This window comes from Nitrosospira sp. CT, assembly GCF_059489795.1.
Genome location: NZ_JCAHZJ010000043.1, coordinates 32191 through 56642 on the forward strand (window position 1 = coordinate 32191; position 24452 = coordinate 56642).

A 24452-nucleotide genomic window follows, 5' to 3' on the forward strand; every position below is an offset into this window, starting at 1 on the left:
TGCCGATGCTCCCATACGAGGATGCACAGAAAATTCTGAGAGAAGCAGAGCAGATATTTCCTGCTGATGCTGTAGTGGAGACCGTCAGGCGTATGGCAGTCGATATTACGGCTGTCCTGGCACATCGTTATCCTTTGGTGCTGAGCATCATGGGAGGCGCGGTCGTGTTTACCGGCCAACTGCTTCCCCTGCTGGAATTCCCGCTTAATTTCGATTATCTTCATGTCAGCCGTTACGCTGAAAAGACGCGCGGTGGCAGGATCGACTGGAAAGTCTCGCCGGGCGAAAATGTGCAAGACCGGGTTGTACTGGTGGTGGATGATATCCTTGATGAAGGAATTACGCTCGCCGCCATACGTGAATGGGTGATGAGCCACGGTGCAGCAGCATTTTATAGCGCCGTTTTCGCCGATAAGGATATTGCCAGCCCCAAGCCGATCAGGGCGGATTTTGTGGGTCTTGTGGTGCCGAACCGCTACGTCTTCGGCTTCGGCATGGATATATATGGGGCATGGCGCAATTTGCCCGCCATCTATGCCTTGAAAGAGTGAGGTAAAATCCAGAGATATGCTTGCAATTATTGGCGGGACCGGAATGGCCCAGCTTGAGTGTCTTGAAATTTCCCATCAGAAAGTTGTAACGACCCCTTATGGGGAACCATCAGGTCCTCTGACTTTTGGCAAGATACGTGACAATACGGTCGTTTTTCTGGCGCGTCATGGATATGGCCATACGATTCCCCCTCACGAGGTGAATTACCGCGCCAATCTGTGGGCATTGCAGTCGGTGAATCTGACGAGGGTAATAGCGGTTGCTTCGGTAGGTGGAATCCGTCCTGATCTCGCACCGGGCACGGTGGTGATTCCCGACCAGATTATCGACTATACCCACAGTCGCAAGTATACCTATTACGATGGCAAGGACCGGTCAGTGACCTACATCGATTTCACCGAGCCCTATTGCCCTTTGACCCGCAAGCGTCTCCTGGAAGCAGCAGAATGTGCCGGCGAAAAGGTGCTTGACGGAGGGGTTTATGGGGCAACCCAAGGGCCGCGACTCGAAACTGCGGCTGAAATCAACCGGCTGGAGCGGGATGGGGTTGACATGGTTGGAATGACGGGTATGCCCGAGGCCGCCCTTGCCAAAGAGTTGGGCCTGTGCTATGCAACCATGGCAGTAGTCGCAAATTATGCGGCTGGCCGTAAAAGCAGTGCTCATCTCATTCGCCTGGATGAGGCGCATGACGTTCTGGAAAAAACGATGGTCAGGGTCAGAAATATTCTCGAATGGGTGGTAACGCTCGATGCCGATTAAACCTGTCCTCAAAATGGGCGATCCCCGCTTACTGGAAGTGGCTCGGAAGGTGGAGAATTTCAGCACCCCCGAGTTTGAAACATTGCTTCGAGACATGCATGATACGATGGAGGCGCTGGAAGGCGCCGGCTTGGCTGCACCGCAGATCGGGATCGGCCTGCAGGTTGTCATTTTCGGGGTGAAGAGTAATCCGCGCTATCCGGATGCGGAGGAGGTACCCTACACGGTGCTGGCAAATCCGGTACTGACCCCTCTCACGGAATATATGGAGCAGGATTGGGAAGGCTGCCTCAGCGTTCCCGGCATGCGCGGGATGGTCCCCCGGTATGCCAGAATACGTTATGAGGGTTCGGACCAATATGGTAACCGCATAGACCGGACGGTGGAGGGATTTCACGCCCGGGTGGTGCAACACGAATGCGATCACTTGCAGGGGATTCTCTACCCGATGCGGATTACTGATTTTCGCACGTTCGGTTTTACCGATGTGCTGTTCCCGGACAGGCCACCCTTAGCCGAGTAGCGATTTTCCAATCGGCGGAAGGGAAACGAACAGAACCTTCCAACCGGTTTTTATTTTATCCGGTACGGGATGAGATCGTCAGCTGTTGTGCCAGCGATTGAGCCAGATGCCGAGGGCTTCGTTTCCCGCTTTCAACCACGATATGCGCTGTCTCCCGGTATAACGGGTCACGCTGCATAAACAGTTCAGCCAGTCTTGCGCGAGGGTCGGAGGTTTGCAGTAGCGGACGGTTCTTGTCATGCCGCGTGCGGCGCCATAAATCATCGATGGATGCTCGCAGATATATCACGGTGCCGCCGTGCTTCAGCATTGTCCGGTTTGCTCCACTCAATACGGCTCCGCCTCCCGTCGCCAGAATGATATTCCTTGCATTCATGAGTTCGGACAATATCTCGGTTTCGCGCCTGCGAAAGCCGGCTTCTCCTTCGATCTCGAAGATCGTGGGAATACTGACACCCGTTCGTTTCTGTATTTCCCGATCTGAGTCGTAAAAGGTTTTTTCCAGGAAATGGGAGAGGAGTCTGCCCACCGTCGTTTTTCCGGCGCCCATCATCCCGACCAGGAAGATGTTTCCGGTGGCTGTGCGGGTGTCAGGCTCCCCTTTCGCCTCGACTGCGGGAACAACTGCATCTGTTGAAATCATCGGGAGAATTGTAGCGGAAATACAAGTGTTACACCTATTCCACCGCCTCGAGTTTTCAATACTCCGCCCGATTTTTCACAGGGAATATCAAAAGACCGCTGCTCACTTCTCCCGCATGGGAGGCACTTTGGTGAACTCATCCCTGTTCAGTCTGCCATCCCGGTCGATATCAAGACTGTGGAAAACCTGGGGAGACATTTTCTGCACTGCGGCCTCCTTCATGGTTATGTACCCATCTTCATCGGTGTCGTACAGTTCCCAGGGCGGCGTGACAACCTCCCGCACATCATTCGGTTTTCGTTCCGCGGAAACTTCCGCGAAGACCAGTGCCGGAAGGCCGAAAGCAACGATTATCAACGCGATACTGATGCTTCCTGATATATAGCGACTTTTCAAGTCAACTCCACTGAATTGCGATTGGGTTGCGGTTGCGTGTAGGGAGGGGGCAGAGGAAGCAGAAAACTCCGCCCCGCCGTATGGATTGGGACCTCACCTAATTCATCAGAAAATAAACGATGATTAAAACAAACGCAGGTACACCCAGAAGCCAGGCGATAAAATATTTTCCCATCATAATTCTCCCGAGAAAATTGGAAAATCTTTCTCCATGACTAATTTTTTCCTGTGCCTTTTAAGCTGGTGCTTTTATTACTTCTACACTCGAAGTTACATCCGCCGTCGGGAATTCAGCGACCTTATCACCGCCGGCAGAACCTCACGCATCACCAGCGTTCTCGCGCTGCTGCCGAGGACGCCGGAGGACAGTGCAATGCCGCTTTTTACCGCTTTGCTCAATGATCTGGAGGGTACTGCGGACAACACAGCTAACAGACCCAGCGAGATAGAGTAGGGGTGGCGCGCTATGAACCTGAATGTCCGGCTGCGCGGAAAAACATCATCGCCCGTCACCTGCGTCTGCTCATCCTCATGTCCATATCTGGATCGATATTCCCTGCGGCTGGCATGCATCCGCTCCAACAGCGCCTTTTTTTCATATTCCAGCGAGGTGCTCATACGATATCCTTCATCAGCTTGATATCCTGCTGTAGTTCATCACGCACGGTATCAAAAGCTGAAACAGAATCTGTCTGACCGGGGGTTGCGAAATAAACTACAAAGGCAGTCAATGCATAGAACGCGGCAACACCCCAGGCTGAGACCACGCGATAGGGGGTGTCCCAGAAAGTAACGATAACGGCAACTCCCGCGAACACAAGACTCAGGACGGAGAGAAACGTTATCACGACGTAGCCGATCAGCCGTCGCTTGAAGTTCCTCCCCTGAATCTCCACGGATATTTTTACCAGCTCAATGTATTCGTTGAGGCGTTCCAGGATGAGAACTCCAATTTCTTTCGCTTTTTTAATGGTCTCAAACATGGCGGTTCATCTCGAACTAAATGGCGGAATACGTAGCTTAGCGACGGGCCAGCAACAGGCCGATTATCAGGCCGATCCCAGCCGCGTAGCCAACCGATTGAAGAGGGTGTTCACGTATACACTCCTTCGAGCACTCGACGGCATAGTCGAATTGCTCTTGGGCGTCCTCCGCCAGATCGTGGGCAGCCTCACGGGTGTCAGCAATTTTTGCCATAAGTTTTTCCTTGGCTTCTTCCAGGTCGACGTCTGACAGATTGGGAATGCGGGAAATGAGATCATCCAGGTCGGCTCTCAGCTTTGCAAATTCATCCTTTGCCACCGATCCGACTTCCTGGCCTGCCGATTTCGCTGCCCGGCCTACACGCCGGGCCGCATCGCCCGCATGCTGAGTCATATTCTCCGCAGCTTCCCGAGTATCGCTCGCCGCATTCTCATTCTTTGAGGTATCCTGTGCCATGTTCTTCTCCTTTTCCTTTTATTAAATTGGTTTCATTGAAAGATAGGCGGTACTTGTTCAGTACGCGTCAGGTGCCAGTTTCCGGCAGTTGCAGATGCCGGTCTGTTCGTTGACACACATAGCACATCCATAGGTTCCAATCCGCAGATTCCCCTCAGTTCCCCTCCGCGAGCGAGGTGCTCCTCTCCTGTGAATAGTGGGACCACTGTATCCGTACCTGGCGTTGCACAAGTTCAATTGAGTGAATCAATTCAGGAATGGTATAATCTATAGTTAACTCGGCCTTGCCCAGTGTTTGCAGACTCAGGTTTAGGTTTGTTTGCAAGATTGAGTCCTGCTGCCATTTTTTCCGCGGGTACTGCTTCGCGCCGCTACAGTTGCTGCGGTAGCGTTCATTACTGCATCCAGATGGGACGGCCAAGTTAAACGTCGGTTGTCGGTTCAAATTCACACATCTGCCTGTTTCGAAAAGGGTGCTCTGCATAGAAGGGGAGCAACTATGGCGGATGGAGGCTCAACCCTTAAAAGAGGAAATTTTATGTCAGTAACGATGCGGCAAATGCTGGAGGCAGGAGTTCATTTCGGACATCAGACCCGCTTCTGGAGTCCCAGGATGGCGCCCTATATTTTTGGCCATCGCAACAAGATACACATCATCAATCTGGAAAAAACCCTGGTAATGTACCAGGAAGCGATGAATTACGTGCGTCAGTTGGCGGCCAACAAGGGCACGATTTTATTTGTCGGAACCAAGCGCCAGGCACGGGACATCGTGCGCGAGGAAGCGATGCGCTGCGGGTCGCCCTTCGTCGACCAACGCTGGCTCGGTGGAATGCTCACCAACTTCAAGACGATCAAGCAATCCGTTAAAAGACTCCATGATATGGAAACGATGATGGAGGATGGGACGCTTGACAAGCTTTCCAAGAAAGAAGCATTGGATCTGCAGCGCGAACTGGAAAAACTCAATCGCAGCCTGGGAGGCATCAAGGACATGAAGAGTCTGCCGGATGCCATGTTCGTCATTGATGTCGGCTATCAGAAAGGGGCGATAACCGAGGCGAGGAAGCTCGGTATCCCTATTGTCGGTATTGTGGACAGTAACCATAGTCCGGCCGGTGTGAATTATGTCATTCCCGGAAACGACGATTCCAGCCAGGCAATTCGCCTTTATGCCCGCGGTGTCGCGGACGCCATTCTGGAAGGCCGAAATCAGGCCATCCAGGAAATTGTACAGGGTGTACAGGGCGATTTCGAGGAAGCGGCTGAGGCAGTAGCCGGCGAACAGGGATAAGGGATAAATTTCGTCGGAGTGGGCACGTGAATCCGTGCCGGAGGCGCGTACATCCAGCGCTTCTTTTTTGAAAATTATCTGGAGCGAATATGGCGGAAATCACCGCACAAATGGTGAAGGAATTGCGCGAGATGACGGGTCTCGGCATGATGGAGTGTAAGAAGGCCTTGACTGAAACCGACGGAGACATGAAAGCCGCAGAAGACCTTCTGCGGATCAAGAGTGGTGCCAAGGCGAGCAAGGCAGCCGGACGGACTGCAGCGGAAGGGATGGTGGCGGCTCATATCGCACGTGACGGCAGGAGCGGTGCGCTGGTGGAAGTCAACTGCGAAACCGATTTTGTCGCAAGGAACGAGGACTTTATCCGCTTTGCGCACAGTCTTGCAGAGTTGCTGACAACGGAAAGCATAGCGGACAACGAAGCGCTCGCAAACGCTAGGTTGGGAAACGGTGAAAGTGTAGAGGAGTTCCGGAAAGCCCTCGTAATGAGGCTGGGCGAGAATATCAGCATACGCCGTTTTGCGCACCATCAGGTGGCCGGTTCGCAGGATCGTCTTGCATCCTATCTGCACGGGGCAAAAATAGGAGTCATGGTCGATTATACGGGTGGCGATCAGGTCCTGGGCAAGGACCTCGCGATGCATATCGCCGCCAGCAAGCCGGTGTGCGTGTCAAGCGAACAGGTCTCTCCGGAGCTGCTGGAGCGTGAACGCCAGATATATACCGCCCAGGCAGCAGAGAGCGGGAAGCCGGCCGATATCGTTGCCCGCATGGTCGATGGCCGTATTGCCAAATATCTCGCCGAGATAACGCTTCTGGGGCAACCGTTCGTCAAAAATCCGGATCAGACGGTGAAACAGCTGCTCGCAGAAAAATCCGCTCAGGTCAACGGTTTTACCTTGTATATCGTTGGGGAAGGGATAGAAAAGAAATCTGGCGATTTTGCTGCCGAAGTCATGGCGCAAGTGGGTCAGGCCAACCAGGAAAAAGCTTCTTAGCCCGGCCGGATTGCTCATGACCTTACCCGCTTATAAGCGCATCCTGCTGAAGCTCTCGGGCGAAGCTCTCATGGGTGACGATAGTTATGGCATCAACCGGGATGTAATCGAGCGAATCGTGGCCGAGATAGCCGAAGTGAATCAGATGGGTGTCGAGGTTGCGGTAGTGATAGGCGGTGGCAACATTTTCCGGGGAATGACCTCCTCCGCGGAAGGCATGGACCGAGCGACCGCGGACTATATGGGAATGCTGGCTACCGTCATGAATGCGTTGGCGTTGCAGGATGCGATGCGTCGGGCGGGCCTGGTGAGCAGGGTGCAATCCGCCCTGCGCATCGATCAGGTAGTGGAACCGTATATCCGGGGCAAGGCAATACGCTACCTGGAGGCAGGCAAGGTGGTCATTTTTGCCGCCGGCACCGGTAATCCATTTTTTACGACCGATACAGCGGCGGCTCTGCGGGGAATGGAGATGAACGTGGATATCGTGCTCAAGGCCACCAAGGTCGATGGCGTATATACCACCGATCCCAAGGTAAACCCGGACGCAGAACGCTACCAGAGGCTGTCGTTCGATACAGCCATTGCCGAGAATCTCAAGGTAATGGACGCGACGGCGCTGACGTTGTGCCGCGACCAGAAGCTTCCGCTCAAAGTCTTCAGTATCTTCAAGGCGGGAGCGTTGAAACGGGTAGTCATGGGTGAAGAAGAGGGTACGTTGGTGGAGGTTTGAGTGCTTTCTGGCTACCCTGACTACTGACTATCTGGCCGGACTATAGGGGGCCACAGCTTGAATTGTCGGCATCGTGCTGCGGCATGGGTGCCGAAATCAGGATGGCCTTGGGCTATAATCATTTACGTCATTTCTAACTATCATGATTGCCGAGATAAAAAAATCCGCCGAGCAGAAAATGCAGAAAAGCCTGGAAGCATTGAAACTGGATCTGGGCAAGATACGAACCGGGCGCGCCCATACGGGTCTGCTGGATCACATCACCGTGGATTATTACGGGAATCCGACAGCAATCAACCAGGTGGCAAATATCAACCTTGCGGATGCCCGCACTATTACCGTAGCGCCATGGGAAAAAAAAATGCTGGGGGCGATAGAAAAAGCTATCCGCAATTCAGACCTGGGGTTGAATCCTGCGACCGTAGGCGAGTTGATCCGCGTCCCCATGCCGCCGCTCACCGAGGAACGGAGGCGCGATCTCACCAAGGTGGTAAAGCATGAGGGGGAAGCGGCGCGCGTGGCAATGCGAAACATTCGCCGGGACGCAAATGCGCATCTGAAGGACCTGCTCAAGGAAAAAAAGATTGCCGAGGATGAAGAACGCCGGGGGCAGGATGATATCCAGAAACTCACCGATCGCTATATCGCGGAAATAGACAAGCTCCTCCAGGCCAAAGAAGCCGAACTGATGGCCGTATAAATGAAGTAATATTGCGGGAAGTGAAAGCAGATGTCTTCGCTTGCCTGTTCCGGAATAGCCGCACCTGAAATAAAAATACCCTTGATTTCAATTTTGAATCTCAACCGTATTCTCCATGCCAGCCATCATCAGTTCGACCCGGGAAATACCTGAAACTGGCGAAGTTCCCCGGCACGTCGCCATCATCATGGATGGCAATGGACGTTGGGCAAAAAAACGGTTCATGCCGCGCATGGCAGGCCACAAGCGTGGGGTGGAGACAGTACGCTCCGCAATCCGGGCCTGCATGGAGCGGGGTGTCGAATACCTGACATTATTTGCCTTCAGCAGTGAAAACTGGCGCAGGCCGCCTGAAGAAGTCGCGTTCCTGATGCAGTTGTTCATAAGCGTCCTGGAGCAGGAGGTGTCCAAGCTGCATGAGAACGGTATCCGCTTCAAGGTAATCGGAGATCTATCGAGATTCGAACCGAAGATCGTCGAGTTCATACGCAACGGCGAGGCGCTCACGGCTGCCAATGAACGGTTTACGCTGACTATTGCGGCTAATTACGGCGGACGGTGGGATATCATGCAAGCTGTTCGAAAAATGCTTACCGAATGTCCTCATTTGGCGACGACTTTCGATGAAAAAGACCTGATGCAGTATTTTGCCCTCAACCATGCGCCGGAACCCGATCTATTCATTCGTACCGGAGGCGAAAAGCGCATCAGCAACTTCCTTCTCTGGCAACTGGCATACACCGAGCTCTATTTTACCGACACGTTATGGCCGGATTTTGATACGCGCGCCCTGGATCTCGCCATCCAGTCTTATCAGCAACGCGAGCGCCGATTTGGACGAACCAGCGAGCAGCTTCAGGCGGCATCATCCTTGCGTGGGGGCAGAGAAGTCGCCGAGAAAGCGACGGCATAGCTTCCACACGTTCCGATCCGTGCTTTTTACTGACCGTCTCAACTATGCTCCGGGCACGGATTCTTACCGCCGTCATTATGTTATCCGCCTTTCTGGCGGCGTTATTCTATCTATCTCCCATCTTCTGGATGGCGTTACTGCTTGCGCTGACAACCGCCGGCTCGCTGGAATGGACCCGGCTTGCCAGGTTCTCTCTCAACCATACCATCGCTTATCTTTTATTGACGGTACTGCTGGCAGGCGAGCTCCTGTTTGTATTGAGCGGCGCAGTTGCTGTTGATCCCTATACGCCCTCATTCCTGGGGGTTTACGTTGCATCGCTGATATTCTGGATCTTCGGCGCGACGATTTTCCTGAAATCAAAGCGTCCTGTCGGGAGTCCCGTCCTGCTCGCGTTTATCGGCTGGCTGGTGCTGCTGCCGACTTGTCTTGCGTTATACCAGCTGCGCGCAATCGATCCGCTCCTCCTGCTCGGGTTCATGGGCGCTATCTGGCTATCCGATACAGCCGCATATTTTTCCGGACGCACCTGGGGAAAAAACAAACTTGCGCCGAGCATCAGTCCCGGTAAAACCTGGGAGGGTGTGGCTGGAGCGCTTGTTGCGGTACTGCTTTACGCGCTTATCTGGAGTTACGGTGGGGGCGCGATTCCCGCCACGTTATTGATCCCGCTGCTGCTGCTTCTTGCCGCGCTGGGAATTGTGGGCGATTTATTTGAATCGCTGATGAAGCGTCACGCCGGACTCAAGGACAGCGGCGCTATTTTGCCGGGCCACGGTGGTATACTTGACAGGATCGATGCACTGACTTCAACCCTGCCGATTGCGGCTTTGGCACTTCTCCTGCTACATACCTGATCATGATCGCTGTTCGTCATCTCACCATTCTGGGTTCCACAGGAAGCATCGGCGTAAGCACGCTGGACGTAGTGGCGCGTCACCCCGATCGTTTTCGGGTTGTGGCCCTTACCGCGAACAAGAGCGTCCAGAAAATTCTGGAACAATGCCGGCGCTTCGAGCCGCGCTATGCGGTGCTGCTCGATGAGGCCAGCGCGGAACGGCTGCGGGTGGAAATTCGTGGAGCAGGCCTTGCCACTGAAGTGCTTTGGGGTGTGGATTCGCTGGAAAAGGTCGCTTCGCTGCCAGATGTGGATACCGTGATGGCAGCGATCGTGGGCGCGGCCGGGATACGTCCCACATTTGCAGCGGCTGCGACCGGCAAGCGGGTATTGCTTGCCAACAAGGAAACAATGGTGATGGCGGGACGCATATTCACGGACGTGGTCAAGGAAAATCACGCCACGCTGCTCCCGATCGATAGCGAACACAATGCCATTTTTCAGTCCCTGCCGCAGCACTTCAGCGGCGATCTGCACGCAGTGGGGGTGCGCCGCATTCTGCTGACCGCATCAGGTGGGCCGTTTCGCCAGATGCCGCTGGCCGCACTGGAAAATGTAACGCCCGGGCAGGCGTGTGCTCATCCCAATTGGGTAATGGGCCAGAAGATTTCTGTCGATTCCGCTACCATGATGAACAAGGGGCTCGAAGTGATCGAAGCGCACTGGCTGTTCGAAGCGCCGCCCGAGCAAATAGAGGTCGTCATTCACCCGCAGAGCATCATTCATTCCATGGTGGAATATGTGGATGGCTCGGTATTAGCACAACTGGGCAATCCTGATATGCGTACTCCCATTGCCCATGCACTTGGCTTCCCTGAACGGATCGAGACTGGAGTCAACCCTCTGGATATGTTCAAGATCGCCCGGCTGGATTTCGAAGCCCCCGATTTTGAACGCTTTCCCTGCCTGCGGCTGGCATATGAGGCACTAGCAAGCGGGGGAGGCGCCCCGGCTGTGCTGAACGCTGCTAATGAAGTGGCGGTGGATTCCTTTCTCAAATGCCTAATGCCATTCACAGCCATTCCCGCCATGATCGAGGATGTCATGCAGACAATTGGCCGCAGGGACATTGCGACTCTGGATGATGTGCTGGTGGCAGACGGCGTGGCGCGCGAAGCGGCCCGAGAATGGCTGACGTGCCTGGCGTAACGTGTCCCAATCATTGGCCTTTCCGGCAGGTCGGACAACGGTTTATCCACTCCCTCTGAGGAAAGCTTCTCATTCATCCGGGGGACCCGAATATTCGGCTGGTTCCGGTAGCGCTTATACAGGCGCTGTGGCAGATGTGAGCCCGCTGAGCATCGGATCCGTTTGCGGGGTCAGCTTTACCCGTTCCGCCGGTTGCGCAAGCTCCATCAGTCCTAATTGCGGCTTCCATTCCATCCATGGGAAGATGGAAGACTTCCTTTACTTCCCCGTATCAGAGAGTCTGCCGGAACGCAGACCTGCAGAAGCATGACATTCCTTTTCACCCTTGCCGCTTTCGTCGTCGCTCTCGGCCTGCTGATCGTGTTTCACGAATTCGGCCATTACCTCATCGCTCGTTGGTGTGGAGTAAAAGTGTTGCGTTTCTCCATCGGCTTTGGTCGCCCGCTGATGCGGAAGCAGGTTGGAAAAGACCAGACCGAATGGGTTATCGCAGCCTTTCCTCTTGGCGGCTATGTGAAGATGCTCGATGAACGTGAAGGAACGGTTGCACCGGAGGAGTTGCAACGCTCATTCAACCGCAAGCCGGTTTCGCAGCGGTTTGCTATTGTTGCAGCCGGGCCGGTCGCGAATTTTCTGCTGGCAATCGTCCTTTACTGGCTGCTGTTCATGCTGGGCATCAATGCGATGAAGCCTGTTCTCGGACCTGTTGCTCCCGCAACCCCGGCGGCATTTGCCGGCTTCGAGAAGGGCGACACTTTGAGGCGAATCGAGGGCGAACCGGTAGAAACCTGGCAGGATGCGCGCTGGCTGCTATTGTCCCATGCCGTGGAACGACCTCCTTCACTTGCCGTGGAGGTGACTGACATCCATGGTCAGGCCGGGCTGCGGACGCTGAATTTGAGCAGTATCCAGGCGGATGATCTGGATGCCGAGTTTTTGAAGAAAATCGGCCTCAGCACTTATCAGCCCGAGGTTAAGCCTGTCATTTCGCAGGTTATACCCGATAGTGCCGGAAGCCGCGCGGGCTTGCTGCCAGGCGATGAGGTCCTGGCAGTAAACGGGCGGAAAGTTTCCCTGTGGCAAGACCTGGTGCAACAGGTGCGAGACCGGGCGGGATCATCGCTCATGCTGGAAATCCGGCGTGACGGCGCCGTGATCGACAAGGAGGTTATTCCGGACAGCGTCACAGAGAATGGAGAAAAAATCGGGAAAATTGGAATTGCGCCGCGGATTGATTCCAATGAGATCGAAAAGCTGTTGATCGAGGTGCGCTATCCCCTGGGCACCGCTTTTGTCAAGGCGATAAACAAAACCTGGGAAACTTCGAAGTTCACCTTGCAAATGTTCGGAAAAATGCTGGCAGGTGAAGTGTCCTGGAAGAATGTAAGTGGCCCTATCACTATTGCCGATTATGCAGGAAAATCTGCCCAGATGGGTCTTTCACCTTATCTGGGTTTTCTCGCCCTGATCAGTGTCAGTTTGGGGGTATTGAACCTGCTGCCCATTCCCGTACTGGATGGAGGGCATTTAATGTATTATGTCATCGAAATCGTCAAGGGCAGTCCGCTCTCCGCGAAAGCGATGGAAATCGGTCAGCAGGTGGGGATGGCACTTTTGTTTGCCCTGATGGCTTTTGCCATTTATAACGACATAAACCGCCTCATCCCCGGTTAGAGCATGAAAATCAGGTATCTGGTCGCGCTTGTTTCTGCCTTGTGCGCTTCGGTTTCGTGGGCACGTGAGCCCTTCGAAGTGAAGGACATCCGGGTGGAAGGCATACAGCGTACCGAGGCCGGAACCGTGTTCAGTTACCTGCCGGTGAAGGTCGGGGATGTGCTCGACGATGAAAAGGCTGCAGCGGCGATCAAGGCACTGTATGCCACTGGTTTTTTCAAGGATGTGCGACTCGAATCCGAGAACGGTGTCCTGATCGTAGTGATAGAGGAACGGCCGGCGATTGCTCAGATCAACATTGTCGGCGCCAAGGAGTTTGAGAAAGACAAGCTCAAGGAGGGGCTGAAACAGGCAGGCCTGGCGGAATCCCGTATTTTCGATCGCTCGACGCTGGAAAAGGCCGAACAGGAACTCAAGCAGCAATATATGGCACGCGGCAAATATGCCGTGAAAATCACCACGACCACAACTCCGCTTGAACGAAACCGGGTGGGCATTACCTTCCATGTGGACGAAGGCAGGACCGCCAAGATTCGCAAGATCAATATCGTCGGAAATAAAGCTTTCAAGGAAAAGGATCTGCTGGGCGCATTCTCGCTGCGGACCCCTGGCCTTTTGACCTGGCTCACCAAGGAAGACCAGTATTCCAAACAGAAGCTCGGCGGCGATCTCGAATCGCTCCGTTCCTATTACCTGAATCGCGGTTACCTCGAATTCAGCATAGAATCGACGCAGGTATCGATCACACCCGACATGCAGGATATTTACATTACGGTAAATATCATTGAGGGTCCTAAATATGATGTTTCCGAAATCAAGCTCGCCGGTGAACTGCTGGTTCCGGAAGAGGAACTGCGCAAGCTCATACAACTCTCGGCGGGAGATACGTTTTCCCGCGAGAAACTGACGGAGTCCATCAAGCTCATCACCGATCGGCTCGGCGACGACGGCTACGCATTCGCCAATGTCAACGCCTCTCCCCAGCTGGACAAGGAAAAGCAGCAGGTGGCGTTCACCTTTTTTATCGATCCCGGCCGTCGCGTCTATGTCAGACGCATCAATATTACCGGCAACTCCCGAACCCGGGATGAAGTGATACGGCGGGAAATGCGCCAGTTCGAAGGGGGCTGGTATTCAACCAGCAAGATAAATCGCTCCAAGACGCGGGTCGACAGATTGAATTACTTTACCGCCGTCAATGTTGAAACCCCGGCGGTTCCCGGTACCACGGACCAGATCGATGTGAATGTGGAAGTCAAGGAAAAGCCGACGGGCGCCGTGATGTTCGGTGCGGGCTATTCCAACATGGAGGGGCTGATACTGAGCGGGTCTGTTGCGCAGGACAATATATTCGGTACCGGCAAGTTCGTCAATCTCATGGTGAATACCGGTAGCGTCAACAAGACCTATTCATTGTCCTATACCGACCCCTATTTCACCAAGGATGGTGTCACGGCAGGACTCGATCTCTATAAGCGAGTGCTCAACACGCGTACCCTGTCCTCCGTGATGAACTTCAATACCGACACCCTGGGCGCAGGTCTGCGTTTCGGCATTCCCATCAACGAAAATGACAGCATCATGGGGGGGCTGGGAGCGGAACAAACCACGATCGATCTTGGGGCTGACAGTCCGCAGCGTAATATCGATTTCGTGAACAAATTCGGCCGGACCACGATCAACATACCTGCAACGCTCAGTTGGAGGCGGGATGGCCGTGACAGTGCAATCTGGACAACTTCGGGAACCACGCAGCGGGTGTTCGCCGAGGTGGGTCTGCCGGGAGGAGATCTCACTTATTACAAATTGAGTTATGACCTTCGCTGGTATTTCCCCATCACCGAGATATTTACGCTGATGTTGAATGGAGAACTCGGATATGGGGAGGGCTATTCCGGTAAAGAGCTTCCCTTTTTCAAGAATTTCTTCGCGGGCGGCAATACCTCCGTACGGGGTTACAACATCAGTTCGCTTGGTCCCCGGGACGCAACCAACAGAACCTTGGGAGGCAACAAACGTGCGGTAGGTAATATCGAGGTCCTGTTTCCGATGCCCGGCATGAGGAATGACCGCACAGTACGCCTGAGCGCGTTTCTGGATGGCGGCACGGTCTGGGGACCTGGCGGGGTAAGACCGGAGCAGGAGGGCTTGCGTTATTCTGCCGGTGTCGCTGTTACCTGGATATCCCCTATGGGACCACTCAAAATCAGCGTGGCCCAGCCCTTGAACAGTCAGCCCGGCGACAACATACAGCGTTTTCAGTTTCAGTTTGGGCAACAATTCTAGATTCGGAGATAAAATTGAAACACAAGATACTGGGACGAACTTTAATCGCGATAACGTGCATTCTCGTCGCATCTATCTACGGAACCGCAAGTGCGCTGGCAGAAGATATCAAGATCGGTGTTGTCGACACGGAACGCGTTCTGGCTGAATCTGCGCCCGCCGTCAGAGCGCTTAGAAAAATCGAAAGGGAATTCCTCCCGCGGGACCAGGACCTCAAGAAACTCGCAATACAGGCGAAGGAGCTTCAGGATTTGCTGGAAAAAGAAGGAAAGCGCATGCCGGAAGCGGAACGCCGCAGCAAGGAGCGGGATCTGGCTGCGCTCAACCGGGAATACCAGCGCGGGCAACGGCAGATGCGCGAAGATCTGAGCCTGCGCCAGAACGATGAGGTTGCGGCACTTCAGTTGACCGCCACCAAGGCCATTCAAATCATTGCCGAGACCGAGAAATATGACCTCATATTGCCCCTGCGCGATCTCGTCTATCGAAGCCCGCGAATTGATATTACTGATAAGGTACTCAAAGCGCTGGCCGACAAGTAGCTCGTCGGGCAGATGCAACGGGCAAGTCCTCTGATCATCCTTTATTCACTTCTTATCAAGAACCCGGGAAAGCATCGACTAATGGATATCCATGAAATTCTGAAGTACCTTCCTCACCGTTACCCCTTGCTCCTCGTCGATCGCGTTCTCGCTTTCGAACCGGGAAAGAGTCTCACCGCACTCAAGAATGTAACGATCAACGAACCTTTTTTTACAGGACACTTTCCTCATCATCCCGTCATGCCAGGAGTATTGGTGATCGAAGCGCTGGCGCAGGCGGCTGCTCTTCTGACGCTCAGGACAGCCAATGTGGAAGCCGACGAGAATTCCATCTATTATTTCGTCGGTATCGATAATGCCCGTTTCAAGCGGCCGGTGGAACCGGGCGATCAACTGATACTCAAGGCTACAGTTCTGAAGGAGAGGATCGGAATCTGGAAATATGCAGCACGGGCGGAAGTGGACGGCCGCGTTGCTGCCGAGGCCGAACTGATGTGTACCGTCAGGCCAAAAGAAACCTGAAATACTTCCGGAAGAGCGCGGGAGTCAACCCATGTGCAGCGATGAATACCATTGGGTCTGCGGTGTGGATGAGGCAGGCAGGGGGCCGCTGGCAGGACCGGTGTTTGCCGCCTGTGTGATACTCGATCCAGCTTCTCCCATAGATGGTCTGGCAGATTCGAAAACGCTTACCGAGGGAAAGCGCAACAGCCTGACCCTTGCCATAAAGGCGCATTCGATTGCCTGGGCTATCGGGTCCGCATCCGTCGGGGAAATCGACCGGCTGAATATACTGCAAGCAAGCCTGCTGGCGATGAAACGTGCGATCGGAAAATTGCAGGTGACGCCAGCGCGGGTATTGGTGGATGGAAACCACAGTCCCCGCCTCAAGTTTCCCGTGACTACCATCGTGAGGGGCGACAGCATGGTGCCGGAAATTTCCGCAGCCTCGATTCTTGCCAAGACCACTCGTGATGCCGAGATGAGGGCCTTACACCGGCGTTTTCCCCGTTATGGCTTCGATCAGCATAAAGGATATTCCACGGAGCAGCATCTTGCCGCGCTGAAAATTCACGGCGTTTCCATTGTGCACCGCCGCAGCTTTGCGCCGGTAAGGGAACTCATGGCAAATGAAAAAGACCCGAAATCATGAATAAATCCTGCCCTGAATCAGGCTTCTGTCAGGTCGACTGACACCACTTGACCGTCCCCGTTTCGGTTGACCTGGCTCGGCTCACAAAAAAGCCGTATTCCATTTCAGGATTGCGAATGCAATAATGAATGATTCTCCATGAAGGCATCGAGCCCAAGAGAGCATGGGCTCGTAGCATTTTTATCATTTCCTGAGGAAATTCCTGATAACCTAACCTGCAGGCTCAACGATATGCGAATTGAAAAAGGCACCGTGGTATCGCTCAATTATATTTTGTCTGATTCAACTGGTGAAATTCTGGAGAAATCCAATTTTCCTGTAAGCTACCTCCACGGTGGTTACAATGATGAAATGTTTCCGAAGGTGGAAGAGGAGTTGAATCACAAAGAAGCAGGACACCGTTGCCTGGTCGTGATGGAACCGGAGGATGCCTTTGGCGAATATGACAGCGATCTCGTGCGGGTCGAGGCACGTAGCCGCTTTCCCGAGGATGTCGTGGTGGGCATGAAGTTCGAAGGGGGCGAGGAAGAGTCGGACAATGTCCGGATATATACAGTGACTGACATTGCCGAAGACAAGGTCGTGGTGGACGGCAATCATCCTTTGGCAGGACAGTTGGTTCGATTTGAATGCGAAGTAACCGATGTGCGTCCGGCTACTGCCGAAGAATTGGCACACGGCCATGCCCACGGTCCGCATGGTCATGGCCATGGGCATGAGCATTAAGATGTCAGTCTGCCTCCGATAGAGATCTAAGTCGAAGCTATTCTTTCTCTGCCGCCTTCTTCAAAGCGTAGAGCTGGTCCAGAGCCTGTTTCGGGCTCAAATCGTCGGGTACGATAGTGCGCAGCAGTGCAAGCACAGGATGCTCCGGCAGGCCGTCATTTTTGTCAACGGCACCTTCCGGCATCCTGTTCTGCTTCCAGAAGAGGTCGCCCCCGGAGAACAAGTCTCCTTGTGGCTGATTGCTCAACGCATCCTGTTCAAGTTTCAGCAGGTATCTTCTCGCTGTTCTTATTACCGGGTCAGGCACCCCGGCCAATGCCGCCACCTGGAGGCCGTAGCTCTGGCTGGCAGGACCTTCGTTGACGGCGTGCAGGAACACGATATGATGTTTGTGCTCCACTGCGCGCAGGTGCACATTGGCGACCTGCGCAAACTCCTCCGCAAGCCGCGTTAACTCGAAATAATGCGTGGCGAATAGCGCGTAGCTCCGGTTCTTTTCCAAAAGATAACGGGCAATTGCGAAAGCGAGCGCCAGCCCATCGAACGTAGAAGTTCCCCGGCCCACCTCATCCATCAGCACCAGGCTTTGCGCGGTGGCGTTGTGCAGGATATTCGCCGCCTCGGTCATTTCCATCATGAAGGTGGAGCGTCCTCCAGCGAGATCATCAGATGCGCCGATCCGCGTAAAAAGCTGATCCAGCGGTCCGATGAGCGCGCTGTGGGCGGGAACAAAGCTGCCGCAATGGGCGAGCAGTGCAATCAGGGCAACCTGACGCATATAGGTGGATTTTCCTCCCATATTGGGCCCTGTAATGACGAGCATCTGCCGTCTGCCACGTTCGCTGCTGCCAAGCTGGACATCATTGGCGATGAAGCTATCCACCTGTTTTTCAACTACCGGATGTCGCCCTGCCTGGATTTCGATAACGCTATCCTCCGTAAAGGTGGGTAGCGTGTAATCCAGCGCAAGAGCGCGTTCGGCAAAGGTCGCCACGACATCCAGTTCGGCGACGCTGCGGGCAATCTGTTGCAGATGGTCGATATACTGCGAGAGCATATCCAGCAGCTCGCCGTACAGCAATTTCTCCCGCTCCAGTGCCCGACTCTGCGCAGAAAGGGCCTTTTCCTCGAAAGCTTTGAGTTCAGGCGTAATATAACGCTCGGCATTCTTCAGCGTCTGCCTGCGGCGATAGTCGTCGGGGATTTTCTCGGTGTGGGCATGCGTCACTTCAATATAAAAACCGTGCAGGCGGTTGTATTCCACCTTGAGATTCGCAATACCGGTACGGCTCTTTTCCCGGGTTTCGAGTTGCAGCAGGAACTCGTCGCAATTGTTGTGTATCGCGCGCAGCTCATCCAGTTCGGCATCATAGCCATCGGCAATCACGCCCCCGGTACGCAGCATCACCTCCGGTTCTTCCTTCAGCGATTTCTCCAGCAGCACAACGAGAGCATTATCTGGCGCCATCAAGTGGATGAGCGCCGCAACATGCGCGTTGACGTCACTATTGTCACTGCTGCCACTGCCTGTAGGGGCAGTACCGGCAACGGCGTTGTTGACTGCGGGCAGCCGTTTCAGGCTGTCGCGCAGCCCGGATAAGTCCCGTGGCCTTGCCGATTTCAGCGCGATACGGGCAGTAATACGCTCGATATCCGTCACGCGCTTCAAGCACTCGCGCACCGAAAGGTAGGGCCCTGATCCTGCTTCCCCCATCAAGAAAGATACCCCGTCGAGCCGATTCTGGATCACTGCACGGTTACGAAGGGGATGATGCAGCCAGTGCCGCAGCAACCGACTGCCCATGTTGGTCGAGCAGGTGTCCAGCAGGGACAATAAGGTGGGAGCCGCCTCGCCTCGTATGGTTTCGGAAATCTCCAGGTTGCGGCGGGTGGCGGCGTCCATGCGCAGATAGGTATCTTCCCGCTCCACCCGCAGCCCCTTGACATGGGCTATGCTGGCGCCCTGCGTCAGCCGGGCATAATCCAGCAACGCGCTTGCGGTGCCGAGAGAAACATCCAGATCCTCGCAGCCGAAACCGGAAAGGTCATGGGTACCGAACTGCCGGGAGAGATTGCGCACAGCCGCGCCGCTATCGAACTGCCACGCCGGCAAATGCTTCACGCATAACTTCTCCTGCATCACCCTGTCGCTGATTTCGGCGAGATTCAGCGATTCCGGCAAAAGAATCTCGGCAGGCTTCAGGCGTTCGAGTTCGGCCGCGAGATTGTTCACCGAAGTCTCCATTACAGAAAATTGCCCTGCTGCAAGATTGAGCCACGCCAACCCCAGGGTGGAGTCACGCACGAGCAAGGCAAGCAGGACGTTGTCGCGCTTGTCTTCCAGGAGTGCAGCATCGGTCAGGGTGCCGGGAGTGACAATGCGCGTCACCTGGCGTTCTACCGGTCCTTTCGAAGTGGCGGGATCACCCACCTGTTCGCAGATTACGACCGGTTCGCCAAGCTTGACGAGCTTTGCCAGATACTGCTCCGCCGCATGGTAAGGCACGCCTGCCATCTTGATCGGCTCTCCCGCCGAGGTGCCGCGACGGGTCAGCGTGATGTCGAGCAGCTTCGACGCCTTTTCTGCATCCTCAAAAAACAGCTCGTAGAAATCCCCCATCCGGTAAAACATCAGCATATCTGGATGCTGCGCTTTGATGCGCAGGTATTGCTGCATCATTGGGGTGTGCGAAGAAATGTCTATTTTATCCATCAAGTTAAAGTATTGAATCAATCTTCCCGAAGTGATCAAGAAGCCACTGTGGCATAAATGCTAAGATAGTGACCTCTCGCACAATCATCCGACCGGGAATCCGCCCGAGCCAAGCTCCCAAGCTTATAACCTACTGACGCAGTGACTGACTGAAGGAGTGGGCCCTAGTAGACGTGTATGCGCTGGGTCACGTTGTGCGGGGCGACACTACAACGTTATTTGTCGAATATAGCTTGCTCTCCGGGCTTCAGCAGTTTTTTGCTGTGCCAGCGGCGACACTTTGGTCTTGCTAGCAGTTCGTGCGGATCGTTTCTAAGTCCCCTCAAGAAGCAGGATACAAGGATCGTCCTCCGGGGTGAGAATGGTCGTCTGACGCTTGCCACGGGTGACACTGACACGAAGATTCTGGCGTGCTTGATCGTTAACTTGATCCTTTGAATTGAATCGCACAATTCTATCGGCATTGTAGGGAAGTTGCCCCTTTCGTCTGATCGGCCATCCTTCGAAGATGATCACCTCGTCAAACTGTTTTCCTTTGGCTTTATGCATGTTCATGACGACGACACCGGATTCTGGTTTTGCGTTCTTAGAAAAGTATTCCTGGATGAACGCTTGCCGTATGATCTCCAAAGCGTTGCGATAGCCATCGTTTTCACGCCAGTCCTGCGAAAGCTCTTGTCGAAGCTGACTGCCCCGATCTAGAACACGAATGTTACGTACTTCGTCCGCGATCTCTTTCAGGCGTGCGCAGGCTCCTTTCTCCAGAGCATGTCGAATGGTTCTCCAGTCCTTGTCTGGGTCGCCGGTGAGTACGAGAGCACTTGCCTGCTCGTAAACGGCGATCATGTTGGCAAGGATGCTGTTCTGACGAATGCTCTTGCCGATCGCTTGGCACCTCAGCAACTCTTCATAAGCCTTACGGATATTGGCAGCCTCTTTAAGAGCACTCTTAGTCGGTTCATCGCCGCCCTTACCTTGGAAGTAATTACACATCAGGTCGATGAACTGTGTGAAGCGGTGATTGTTTGCGGTGGGTTGCATCAAAAGCGCGATAATTTCCGCACCGAGGATTGCGGCCTCCAACTCAATAGATGCAGAATGGGGAATCCAGGTCATCCCTGCCGGAGGTTGACGCAACGCATCCGACACTAGACGCGTCATCTTCTTGGTCGGAACAAGAATGGCCAGCGACCAGTTCTTGATCCCCGCATCAATAAGCCGCTTCCGTGCTTTATGGACTGTTATTACCAACTCTGAGAATGCTTGTGCTGTGTTCGGACGATAGATATGGATTTGAACACCGATGTACGATTCCTTTCGGAACGTGCCCTTCAAGATGTCGTTGCCGAACGTAGCTATTTCCGTTCCAGCACTCCGATGGTTATCGGTGCAAAGGTCTACTTCTTTCGGGGTATACGCTTGACGGAAATGGTCGAGGCGTGCAGGATCAGCACCAGTCCAGTCATAGATTCTTTGCTCTGGATCTGCCAATGCAATCAACCGACAAAATTCGCCCAACGCTTGAACAACACGCCATTGTGCTTCATTAGTATCCTGAAATTCATCTAGGATAATGATCGGGTACATGGCGGCGACAAGGCGACGAATGCGATGGCTGCCATGCAAGATATCTCCTACATAGAGGGCGAAGAGATCAAAGCATATTCTTCCCTCGTTTGTTGCTAGACGAATTCGTTCCGTTACTTCGGCACCCTTCTTAGCTGCCTTTTGCTTGTCTGAAAGATTCCTGGCCGAAAAAGCCGACCTTATTTCGGAGAGGGCGATGGCCTCACTGGGAGGCGGGAGAATTGTCAATCGTCTTGGCAGGCCGATTAGGTAGCCGTGTGTCTTGAGAAGGCGCCAGAAGAATGAATGATAGGTATCGACATCGATGAGGTGCTTCTTGGCGGATGTGATTTTCTGCTCGTATTCAATGGCCTCTACCACGCGCGAAACGGTCGCGCGCGCAAAGCTGAGAAACAGAATTTTCTGGCCAGAGCGAAGGTGCTGTTCGGCGATTTGTGCAGCCTTGAGGATGGAAATTGTTGTCTTGCCCGAACCTGGTCCGCCAGTGACAAGGAGGTAGCTATCCGCCTCCATCACGTCCCGCTGGCCCTTAGTCAATTCCATTGGGACCAACTTCAGGAGCAACCTCCGCCTCGGCAGGTATAGTGGCTTTACCCTTAACGACAGGAGTGAGTAGGCAAGTAGCTTTCAATTGGAGAGCTGCACCCCGAAGCCACTCAGGTATCTCTATTTCGCTGCATTGAGCAAGAAAGTCGGCAATACCCCAATTGCCCTTTGACCAAGAAAAATACTCTTCCAGCGCCGCGGCTGCCTGCACCTCTGGGTTCGGGTATTTCTTGGTCAAGTGCGGTGGCCAGTCCATTTGCTTTGTAAATCGTTTTAAGGCTTCTTCGGTTGTGCCTTTAAGAACCAGAGCCTCAAAGCCCTTTTCATCGTGCATCAGGAGTTGTTCAACTTGCGCCTCAATTAGCGCTTTATTTTCCTTCTCTTGTTTGTCACAAATCGCGAAGATGCGTTTTCCGAGTGCTTTGTAGAGTTGCGCCATGCCAGGGATGTTCTTCTCGCCATTTGCGTCAACAGTGCATATTCCAAGGGCTTCGAGGGAAAGGTAAGTTTCGGGGTTGAGTTCTGCGAGGCGGCGGCACACAACCGGAAAGGATGAGTATTCTGTGGGCCCCTCAGCAATAAGAATGCGGCGGGCAAGTAATCCCTCACAAAAGCGGGTACGAAACTCTTGCCTATAGCGCTTCAGTTTCACATTGTCAGGAAGCTCAATATTTTTCTGTACTAATAGTCCCTCCGCGTCACGCGCAAGCACAACAGTTTCTTCTGTAGCGAACTCTTCTAACACATAGGGGGAGTGAGACGTAAAGAGGGCTTGGGAAGCGAGTTTTCGCACCTCATGGATGATGCGCTTCTGTGCATACGGAGGTATCGCCGTTTCTGGCTCTTCCATGACGAAGATGACGTTTTGTTTGCTTTCAGCGATTTGGGACAGCATTGCTAGGACGAGCATGTTGATGGTGCCGGCACCTTGGCGATAGAACGGCGCGGCGTGATCTCCATCGCCTGTAGCGATGAATGCCGTAATGACTTTCCGTAGATGCTCTCGGGTGAGATTTGATACCTTGAGATGGGGCTCAATACCCCACTCTTTGGGGACGTATTTCTTGAGTGCAGCATTAATGCTCTCCAATATAGGGGAAATGCCCAGTGCCGGATCACTTGCAACTGAAATTGCGGAAAGAACACTGAGGGTATCCTCCCACATCTGCAGCCTGACTTCCTTTAGGCGCAGAATGATATCGAGCAAGCTACCCCGTTCCAAGCTCAGGGCACGCGAGCCCGTACGAAGTGAGCGAAGATATAGGAAGCCGCATAGCTGCTTGTGTTTTTTTGAAAAAAACTCGGGTTTATCACCTTCGGTCAGGCTGCGGGTAAAATAAGTATTCCCCTCGAAATCGTCCTCCTCCTCGTCGTACCAGCCATGGAACGTGATACGGAGTGCCTCAGTAATCGCCTCAGCATCAAGGCCAACTGGATTCGGTTCATCGTAAAACTTGTTGGCTACTGAGTCCCAGAACTCGACATAGTCACCGAACTTTCCTTTCTGCTGGTCGGTTAGGTCTGCAATGGTCGCTTCTATTGCAATCTTGGATGCTAAGTCAGCATTACCTTCGACCGCTGCCTCGCCAACATCAGCATTAGCTGGCAGGGTTTTGGGTTTGGCGGTGTAAACGCCTCTGAAGAAGTCATGCTCGTCAATGGATGGTTGACGATTGAGACGATCAGGTCCAAGAACGAGGTCTAGAGCTTCCAATATGGTCGTTTTCCCGGTGTTGTTGTCACCAATAAGAACACCGTGCTTTGGAAACAACAGTGTTGCCTGTTTTATGCCCCTGAAATTCTCAATTTTTATTTGAGCTACACGCACGACTTATCTCCCTATATTACTTATAATTCTTAACAGAGTTTTCTAAATAATTTATTGATTAAAAGGATTTATTGAATCCATAGATGAGAAGAGGTGGTCATCGGTGATGCTGATTGCGCACATACTGGAAGCGTTCATAACAGGAGATCAAGGATTCTGGGGAAGCCGTAGCATGGTCACCAGATTTTTGCTTAGAGCTCTAGATTCCCCTTGAGATGCCTGTTGTCACGCTGCTCATTCGAAAGGAGGAGAGTCAGTAGCACATCTATAGCTTGTGCACTGATATAGCAGAGGTGAGCTGGATGACTATAGTGGCCTTCACACGCGAGGGGGAGCTTTGATCTCCTTGATGGGGCATGTTCTAAGCATTGCAGTGAGCACCTTTGGGGTTTCTTT

General features: G+C 53.6%; 24 protein-coding genes. 16 read left to right on the top strand and 8 right to left on the bottom strand.

Annotated features, from left to right (window positions below):
• Positions 1–5: 5 nt before the first annotated feature.
• From AC52W5_RS07250 to def, 3 genes are read left to right on the top strand one after another with little or no spacing between them, the layout of a single operon-like run.
• Entirely contained in the window at positions 6–551 is a 546-nt protein-coding gene (locus AC52W5_RS07250; protein WP_074972173.1) for a hypoxanthine-guanine phosphoribosyltransferase, read from the top strand.
• Positions 552–567: 16 nt separating this feature from the next.
• Entirely contained in the window at positions 568–1314 is a 747-nt protein-coding gene (locus AC52W5_RS07255; RefSeq protein WP_495670521.1) for an S-methyl-5'-thioinosine phosphorylase, read from the top strand.
• Positions 1304–1837 (top strand): peptide deformylase, encoded by a 534-nt coding sequence (gene def / locus AC52W5_RS07260; RefSeq protein WP_107761797.1) that lies wholly within the window; start codon positions 1304–1306, stop codon positions 1835–1837. The genes AC52W5_RS07255 and def overlap by 11 nt, the downstream gene beginning before the upstream one ends.
• Positions 1838–1892: 55 nt before the next feature.
• On the opposite strand, the gene AC52W5_RS07265 is transcribed toward def, so the two are convergent.
• The 5 genes from AC52W5_RS07265 to AC52W5_RS07285 all read right to left on the bottom strand — a co-directional run bounded on the left by AC52W5_RS07265 (position 1893) and on the right by AC52W5_RS07285 (position 4316).
• A complete protein-coding gene (locus tag AC52W5_RS07265; RefSeq protein WP_177219673.1) occupies positions 1893–2480 on the bottom strand; it encodes a shikimate kinase in 588 nt (195 codons plus the stop codon).
• A 102-nt stretch (positions 2481–2582) separates the two neighbouring features.
• On the bottom strand, positions 2583–2876 hold the full coding sequence (locus AC52W5_RS07270; RefSeq protein WP_074972167.1) for an EF-hand domain-containing protein: 294 nt from the start codon (positions 2874–2876) through the stop codon (positions 2583–2585).
• 270 nt (positions 2877–3146) lie between these two features.
• Positions 3147–3494: a hypothetical protein gene (locus AC52W5_RS07275; RefSeq protein WP_495670522.1), complete on the bottom strand. Its 348-nt coding sequence runs from the start codon at positions 3492–3494 to the stop codon at positions 3147–3149.
• A complete protein-coding gene (locus tag AC52W5_RS07280; protein WP_074972163.1) occupies positions 3491–3859 on the bottom strand; it encodes a phage holin family protein in 369 nt (122 codons plus the stop codon). The genes AC52W5_RS07275 and AC52W5_RS07280 overlap by 4 nt, the downstream gene beginning before the upstream one ends.
• A gap of 37 nt (positions 3860–3896) precedes the next feature.
• On the bottom strand, positions 3897–4316 hold the full coding sequence (locus AC52W5_RS07285) for a DUF883 family protein (protein WP_074972161.1): 420 nt from the start codon (positions 4314–4316) through the stop codon (positions 3897–3899).
• A 538-nt stretch (positions 4317–4854) separates the two neighbouring features.
• On the opposite strand from AC52W5_RS07285, the gene rpsB reads away from it, so the two are divergent.
• From rpsB to AC52W5_RS07350, 13 genes are all read left to right on the top strand, one after another.
• Positions 4855–5610, top strand: coding sequence for a 30S ribosomal protein S2 (gene rpsB / locus AC52W5_RS07290; protein WP_074972159.1), 756 nt, complete (start codon positions 4855–4857; stop codon positions 5608–5610).
• Positions 5611–5699: 89 nt separating this feature from the next.
• The gene (gene tsf / locus AC52W5_RS07295) at positions 5700–6608 is read left to right on the top strand and encodes a translation elongation factor Ts (protein ID WP_074972157.1); all 909 of its coding nucleotides are present in this window, start codon (positions 5700–5702) and stop codon (positions 6606–6608) included.
• A 16-nt stretch (positions 6609–6624) separates the two neighbouring features.
• Positions 6625–7341 (top strand): UMP kinase, encoded by a 717-nt coding sequence (gene pyrH / locus AC52W5_RS07300; RefSeq protein WP_074972155.1) that lies wholly within the window; start codon positions 6625–6627, stop codon positions 7339–7341.
• A 142-nt stretch (positions 7342–7483) separates the two neighbouring features.
• Positions 7484–8041, top strand: a complete 558-nt coding sequence (frr, locus tag AC52W5_RS07305) for a ribosome recycling factor (RefSeq protein WP_074972154.1) — start codon at positions 7484–7486, stop codon at positions 8039–8041.
• A 115-nt stretch (positions 8042–8156) separates the two neighbouring features.
• Entirely contained in the window at positions 8157–8954 is a 798-nt protein-coding gene (uppS, locus tag AC52W5_RS07310) for a polyprenyl diphosphate synthase (protein ID WP_495670523.1), read from the top strand.
• A 44-nt stretch (positions 8955–8998) separates the two neighbouring features.
• Entirely contained in the window at positions 8999–9811 is an 813-nt protein-coding gene (locus tag AC52W5_RS07315; protein ID WP_074972150.1) for a phosphatidate cytidylyltransferase, read from the top strand.
• A 2-nt stretch (positions 9812–9813) separates the two neighbouring features.
• On the top strand, positions 9814–11001 hold the full coding sequence (gene ispC, locus AC52W5_RS07320; protein WP_495670524.1) for a 1-deoxy-D-xylulose-5-phosphate reductoisomerase: 1188 nt from the start codon (positions 9814–9816) through the stop codon (positions 10999–11001).
• A 306-nt stretch (positions 11002–11307) separates the two neighbouring features.
• Positions 11308–12675, top strand: a complete 1368-nt coding sequence (gene rseP / locus AC52W5_RS07325; protein WP_495670525.1) for an RIP metalloprotease RseP — start codon at positions 11308–11310, stop codon at positions 12673–12675.
• 3 nt (positions 12676–12678) lie between these two features.
• The gene (gene bamA / locus AC52W5_RS07330; RefSeq protein WP_074972145.1) at positions 12679–14961 is read left to right on the top strand and encodes an outer membrane protein assembly factor BamA; all 2283 of its coding nucleotides are present in this window, start codon (positions 12679–12681) and stop codon (positions 14959–14961) included.
• A 14-nt stretch (positions 14962–14975) separates the two neighbouring features.
• On the top strand, positions 14976–15503 hold the full coding sequence (locus AC52W5_RS07335; RefSeq protein ID WP_074972143.1) for an OmpH/Skp family outer membrane protein: 528 nt from the start codon (positions 14976–14978) through the stop codon (positions 15501–15503).
• Between the two features lie 81 nt (positions 15504–15584).
• Entirely contained in the window at positions 15585–16025 is a 441-nt protein-coding gene (gene fabZ, locus AC52W5_RS07340; RefSeq protein ID WP_074972141.1) for a 3-hydroxyacyl-ACP dehydratase FabZ, read from the top strand.
• A 31-nt stretch (positions 16026–16056) separates the two neighbouring features.
• Positions 16057–16656, top strand: a complete 600-nt coding sequence (gene rnhB / locus AC52W5_RS07345; RefSeq protein WP_495670526.1) for a ribonuclease HII — start codon at positions 16057–16059, stop codon at positions 16654–16656.
• A gap of 231 nt (positions 16657–16887) precedes the next feature.
• Entirely contained in the window at positions 16888–17382 is a 495-nt protein-coding gene (locus tag AC52W5_RS07350; RefSeq protein WP_495670527.1) for an FKBP-type peptidyl-prolyl cis-trans isomerase, read from the top strand.
• Positions 17383–17419: 37 nt separating this feature from the next.
• Here the strand turns inward: AC52W5_RS07350 and mutS are convergent, their stop codons facing one another.
• The 3 genes from mutS to AC52W5_RS07365 form a co-directional block, all read right to left on the bottom strand.
• Positions 17420–20095 (bottom strand): DNA mismatch repair protein MutS, encoded by a 2676-nt coding sequence (gene mutS, locus AC52W5_RS07355; protein ID WP_495670528.1) that lies wholly within the window; start codon positions 20093–20095, stop codon positions 17420–17422.
• Between the two features lie 312 nt (positions 20096–20407).
• On the bottom strand, positions 20408–22225 hold the full coding sequence (locus tag AC52W5_RS07360; RefSeq protein ID WP_495670529.1) for a UvrD-helicase domain-containing protein: 1818 nt from the start codon (positions 22223–22225) through the stop codon (positions 20408–20410).
• The gene (locus AC52W5_RS07365; RefSeq protein WP_495670530.1) at positions 22212–24056 is read right to left on the bottom strand and encodes an ATP-dependent nuclease; all 1845 of its coding nucleotides are present in this window, start codon (positions 24054–24056) and stop codon (positions 22212–22214) included. The genes AC52W5_RS07360 and AC52W5_RS07365 overlap by 14 nt, the downstream gene beginning before the upstream one ends.
• Positions 24057–24452 lie beyond the last annotated feature (396 nt).

What these genes read in the sequence shown, in the direction of transcription:
- AC52W5_RS07250 (WP_074972173.1), top strand. Translation starts at nt 6, where the DNA reads ATGCTCCCATACGAGGATGCACAGAAAATTCTGAGAGAAGCAGAGCAG.
- AC52W5_RS07255 (WP_495670521.1), top strand. Translation starts at nt 568, where the DNA reads ATGCTTGCAATTATTGGCGGGACCGGAATGGCCCAGCTTGAGTGTCTT.
- def (WP_107761797.1), top strand. Translation starts at nt 1,304, where the DNA reads ATGCCGATTAAACCTGTCCTCAAAATGGGCGATCCCCGCTTACTGGAA.
- AC52W5_RS07265 (WP_177219673.1), bottom strand. Translation starts at nt 2,480, where the DNA reads ATGATTTCAACAGATGCAGTTGTTCCCGCAGTCGAGGCGAAAGGGGAG.
- AC52W5_RS07275 (WP_495670522.1), bottom strand. Translation starts at nt 3,494, where the DNA reads ATGAGCACCTCGCTGGAATATGAAAAAAAGGCGCTGTTGGAGCGGATG.
- AC52W5_RS07280 (WP_074972163.1), bottom strand. Translation starts at nt 3,859, where the DNA reads ATGTTTGAGACCATTAAAAAAGCGAAAGAAATTGGAGTTCTCATCCTG.
- AC52W5_RS07285 (WP_074972161.1), bottom strand. Translation starts at nt 4,316, where the DNA reads ATGGCACAGGATACCTCAAAGAATGAGAATGCGGCGAGCGATACTCGG.
- rpsB (WP_074972159.1), top strand. Translation starts at nt 4,855, where the DNA reads ATGTCAGTAACGATGCGGCAAATGCTGGAGGCAGGAGTTCATTTCGGA.
- tsf (WP_074972157.1), top strand. Translation starts at nt 5,700, where the DNA reads ATGGCGGAAATCACCGCACAAATGGTGAAGGAATTGCGCGAGATGACG.
- pyrH (WP_074972155.1), top strand. Translation starts at nt 6,625, where the DNA reads ATGACCTTACCCGCTTATAAGCGCATCCTGCTGAAGCTCTCGGGCGAA.
- frr (WP_074972154.1), top strand. Translation starts at nt 7,484, where the DNA reads ATGATTGCCGAGATAAAAAAATCCGCCGAGCAGAAAATGCAGAAAAGC.
- uppS (WP_495670523.1), top strand. Translation starts at nt 8,157, where the DNA reads ATGCCAGCCATCATCAGTTCGACCCGGGAAATACCTGAAACTGGCGAA.
- AC52W5_RS07315 (WP_074972150.1), top strand. Translation starts at nt 8,999, where the DNA reads ATGCTCCGGGCACGGATTCTTACCGCCGTCATTATGTTATCCGCCTTT.
- ispC (WP_495670524.1), top strand. Translation starts at nt 9,814, where the DNA reads ATGATCGCTGTTCGTCATCTCACCATTCTGGGTTCCACAGGAAGCATC.
- rseP (WP_495670525.1), top strand. Translation starts at nt 11,308, where the DNA reads ATGACATTCCTTTTCACCCTTGCCGCTTTCGTCGTCGCTCTCGGCCTG.
- bamA (WP_074972145.1), top strand. Translation starts at nt 12,679, where the DNA reads ATGAAAATCAGGTATCTGGTCGCGCTTGTTTCTGCCTTGTGCGCTTCG.
- fabZ (WP_074972141.1), top strand. Translation starts at nt 15,585, where the DNA reads ATGGATATCCATGAAATTCTGAAGTACCTTCCTCACCGTTACCCCTTG.
- rnhB (WP_495670526.1), top strand. Translation starts at nt 16,057, where the DNA reads ATGTGCAGCGATGAATACCATTGGGTCTGCGGTGTGGATGAGGCAGGC.
- AC52W5_RS07350 (WP_495670527.1), top strand. Translation starts at nt 16,888, where the DNA reads ATGCGAATTGAAAAAGGCACCGTGGTATCGCTCAATTATATTTTGTCT.
- mutS (WP_495670528.1), bottom strand. Translation starts at nt 20,095, where the DNA reads ATGGATAAAATAGACATTTCTTCGCACACCCCAATGATGCAGCAATAC.
- AC52W5_RS07360 (WP_495670529.1), bottom strand. Translation starts at nt 22,225, where the DNA reads ATGGAATTGACTAAGGGCCAGCGGGACGTGATGGAGGCGGATAGCTAC.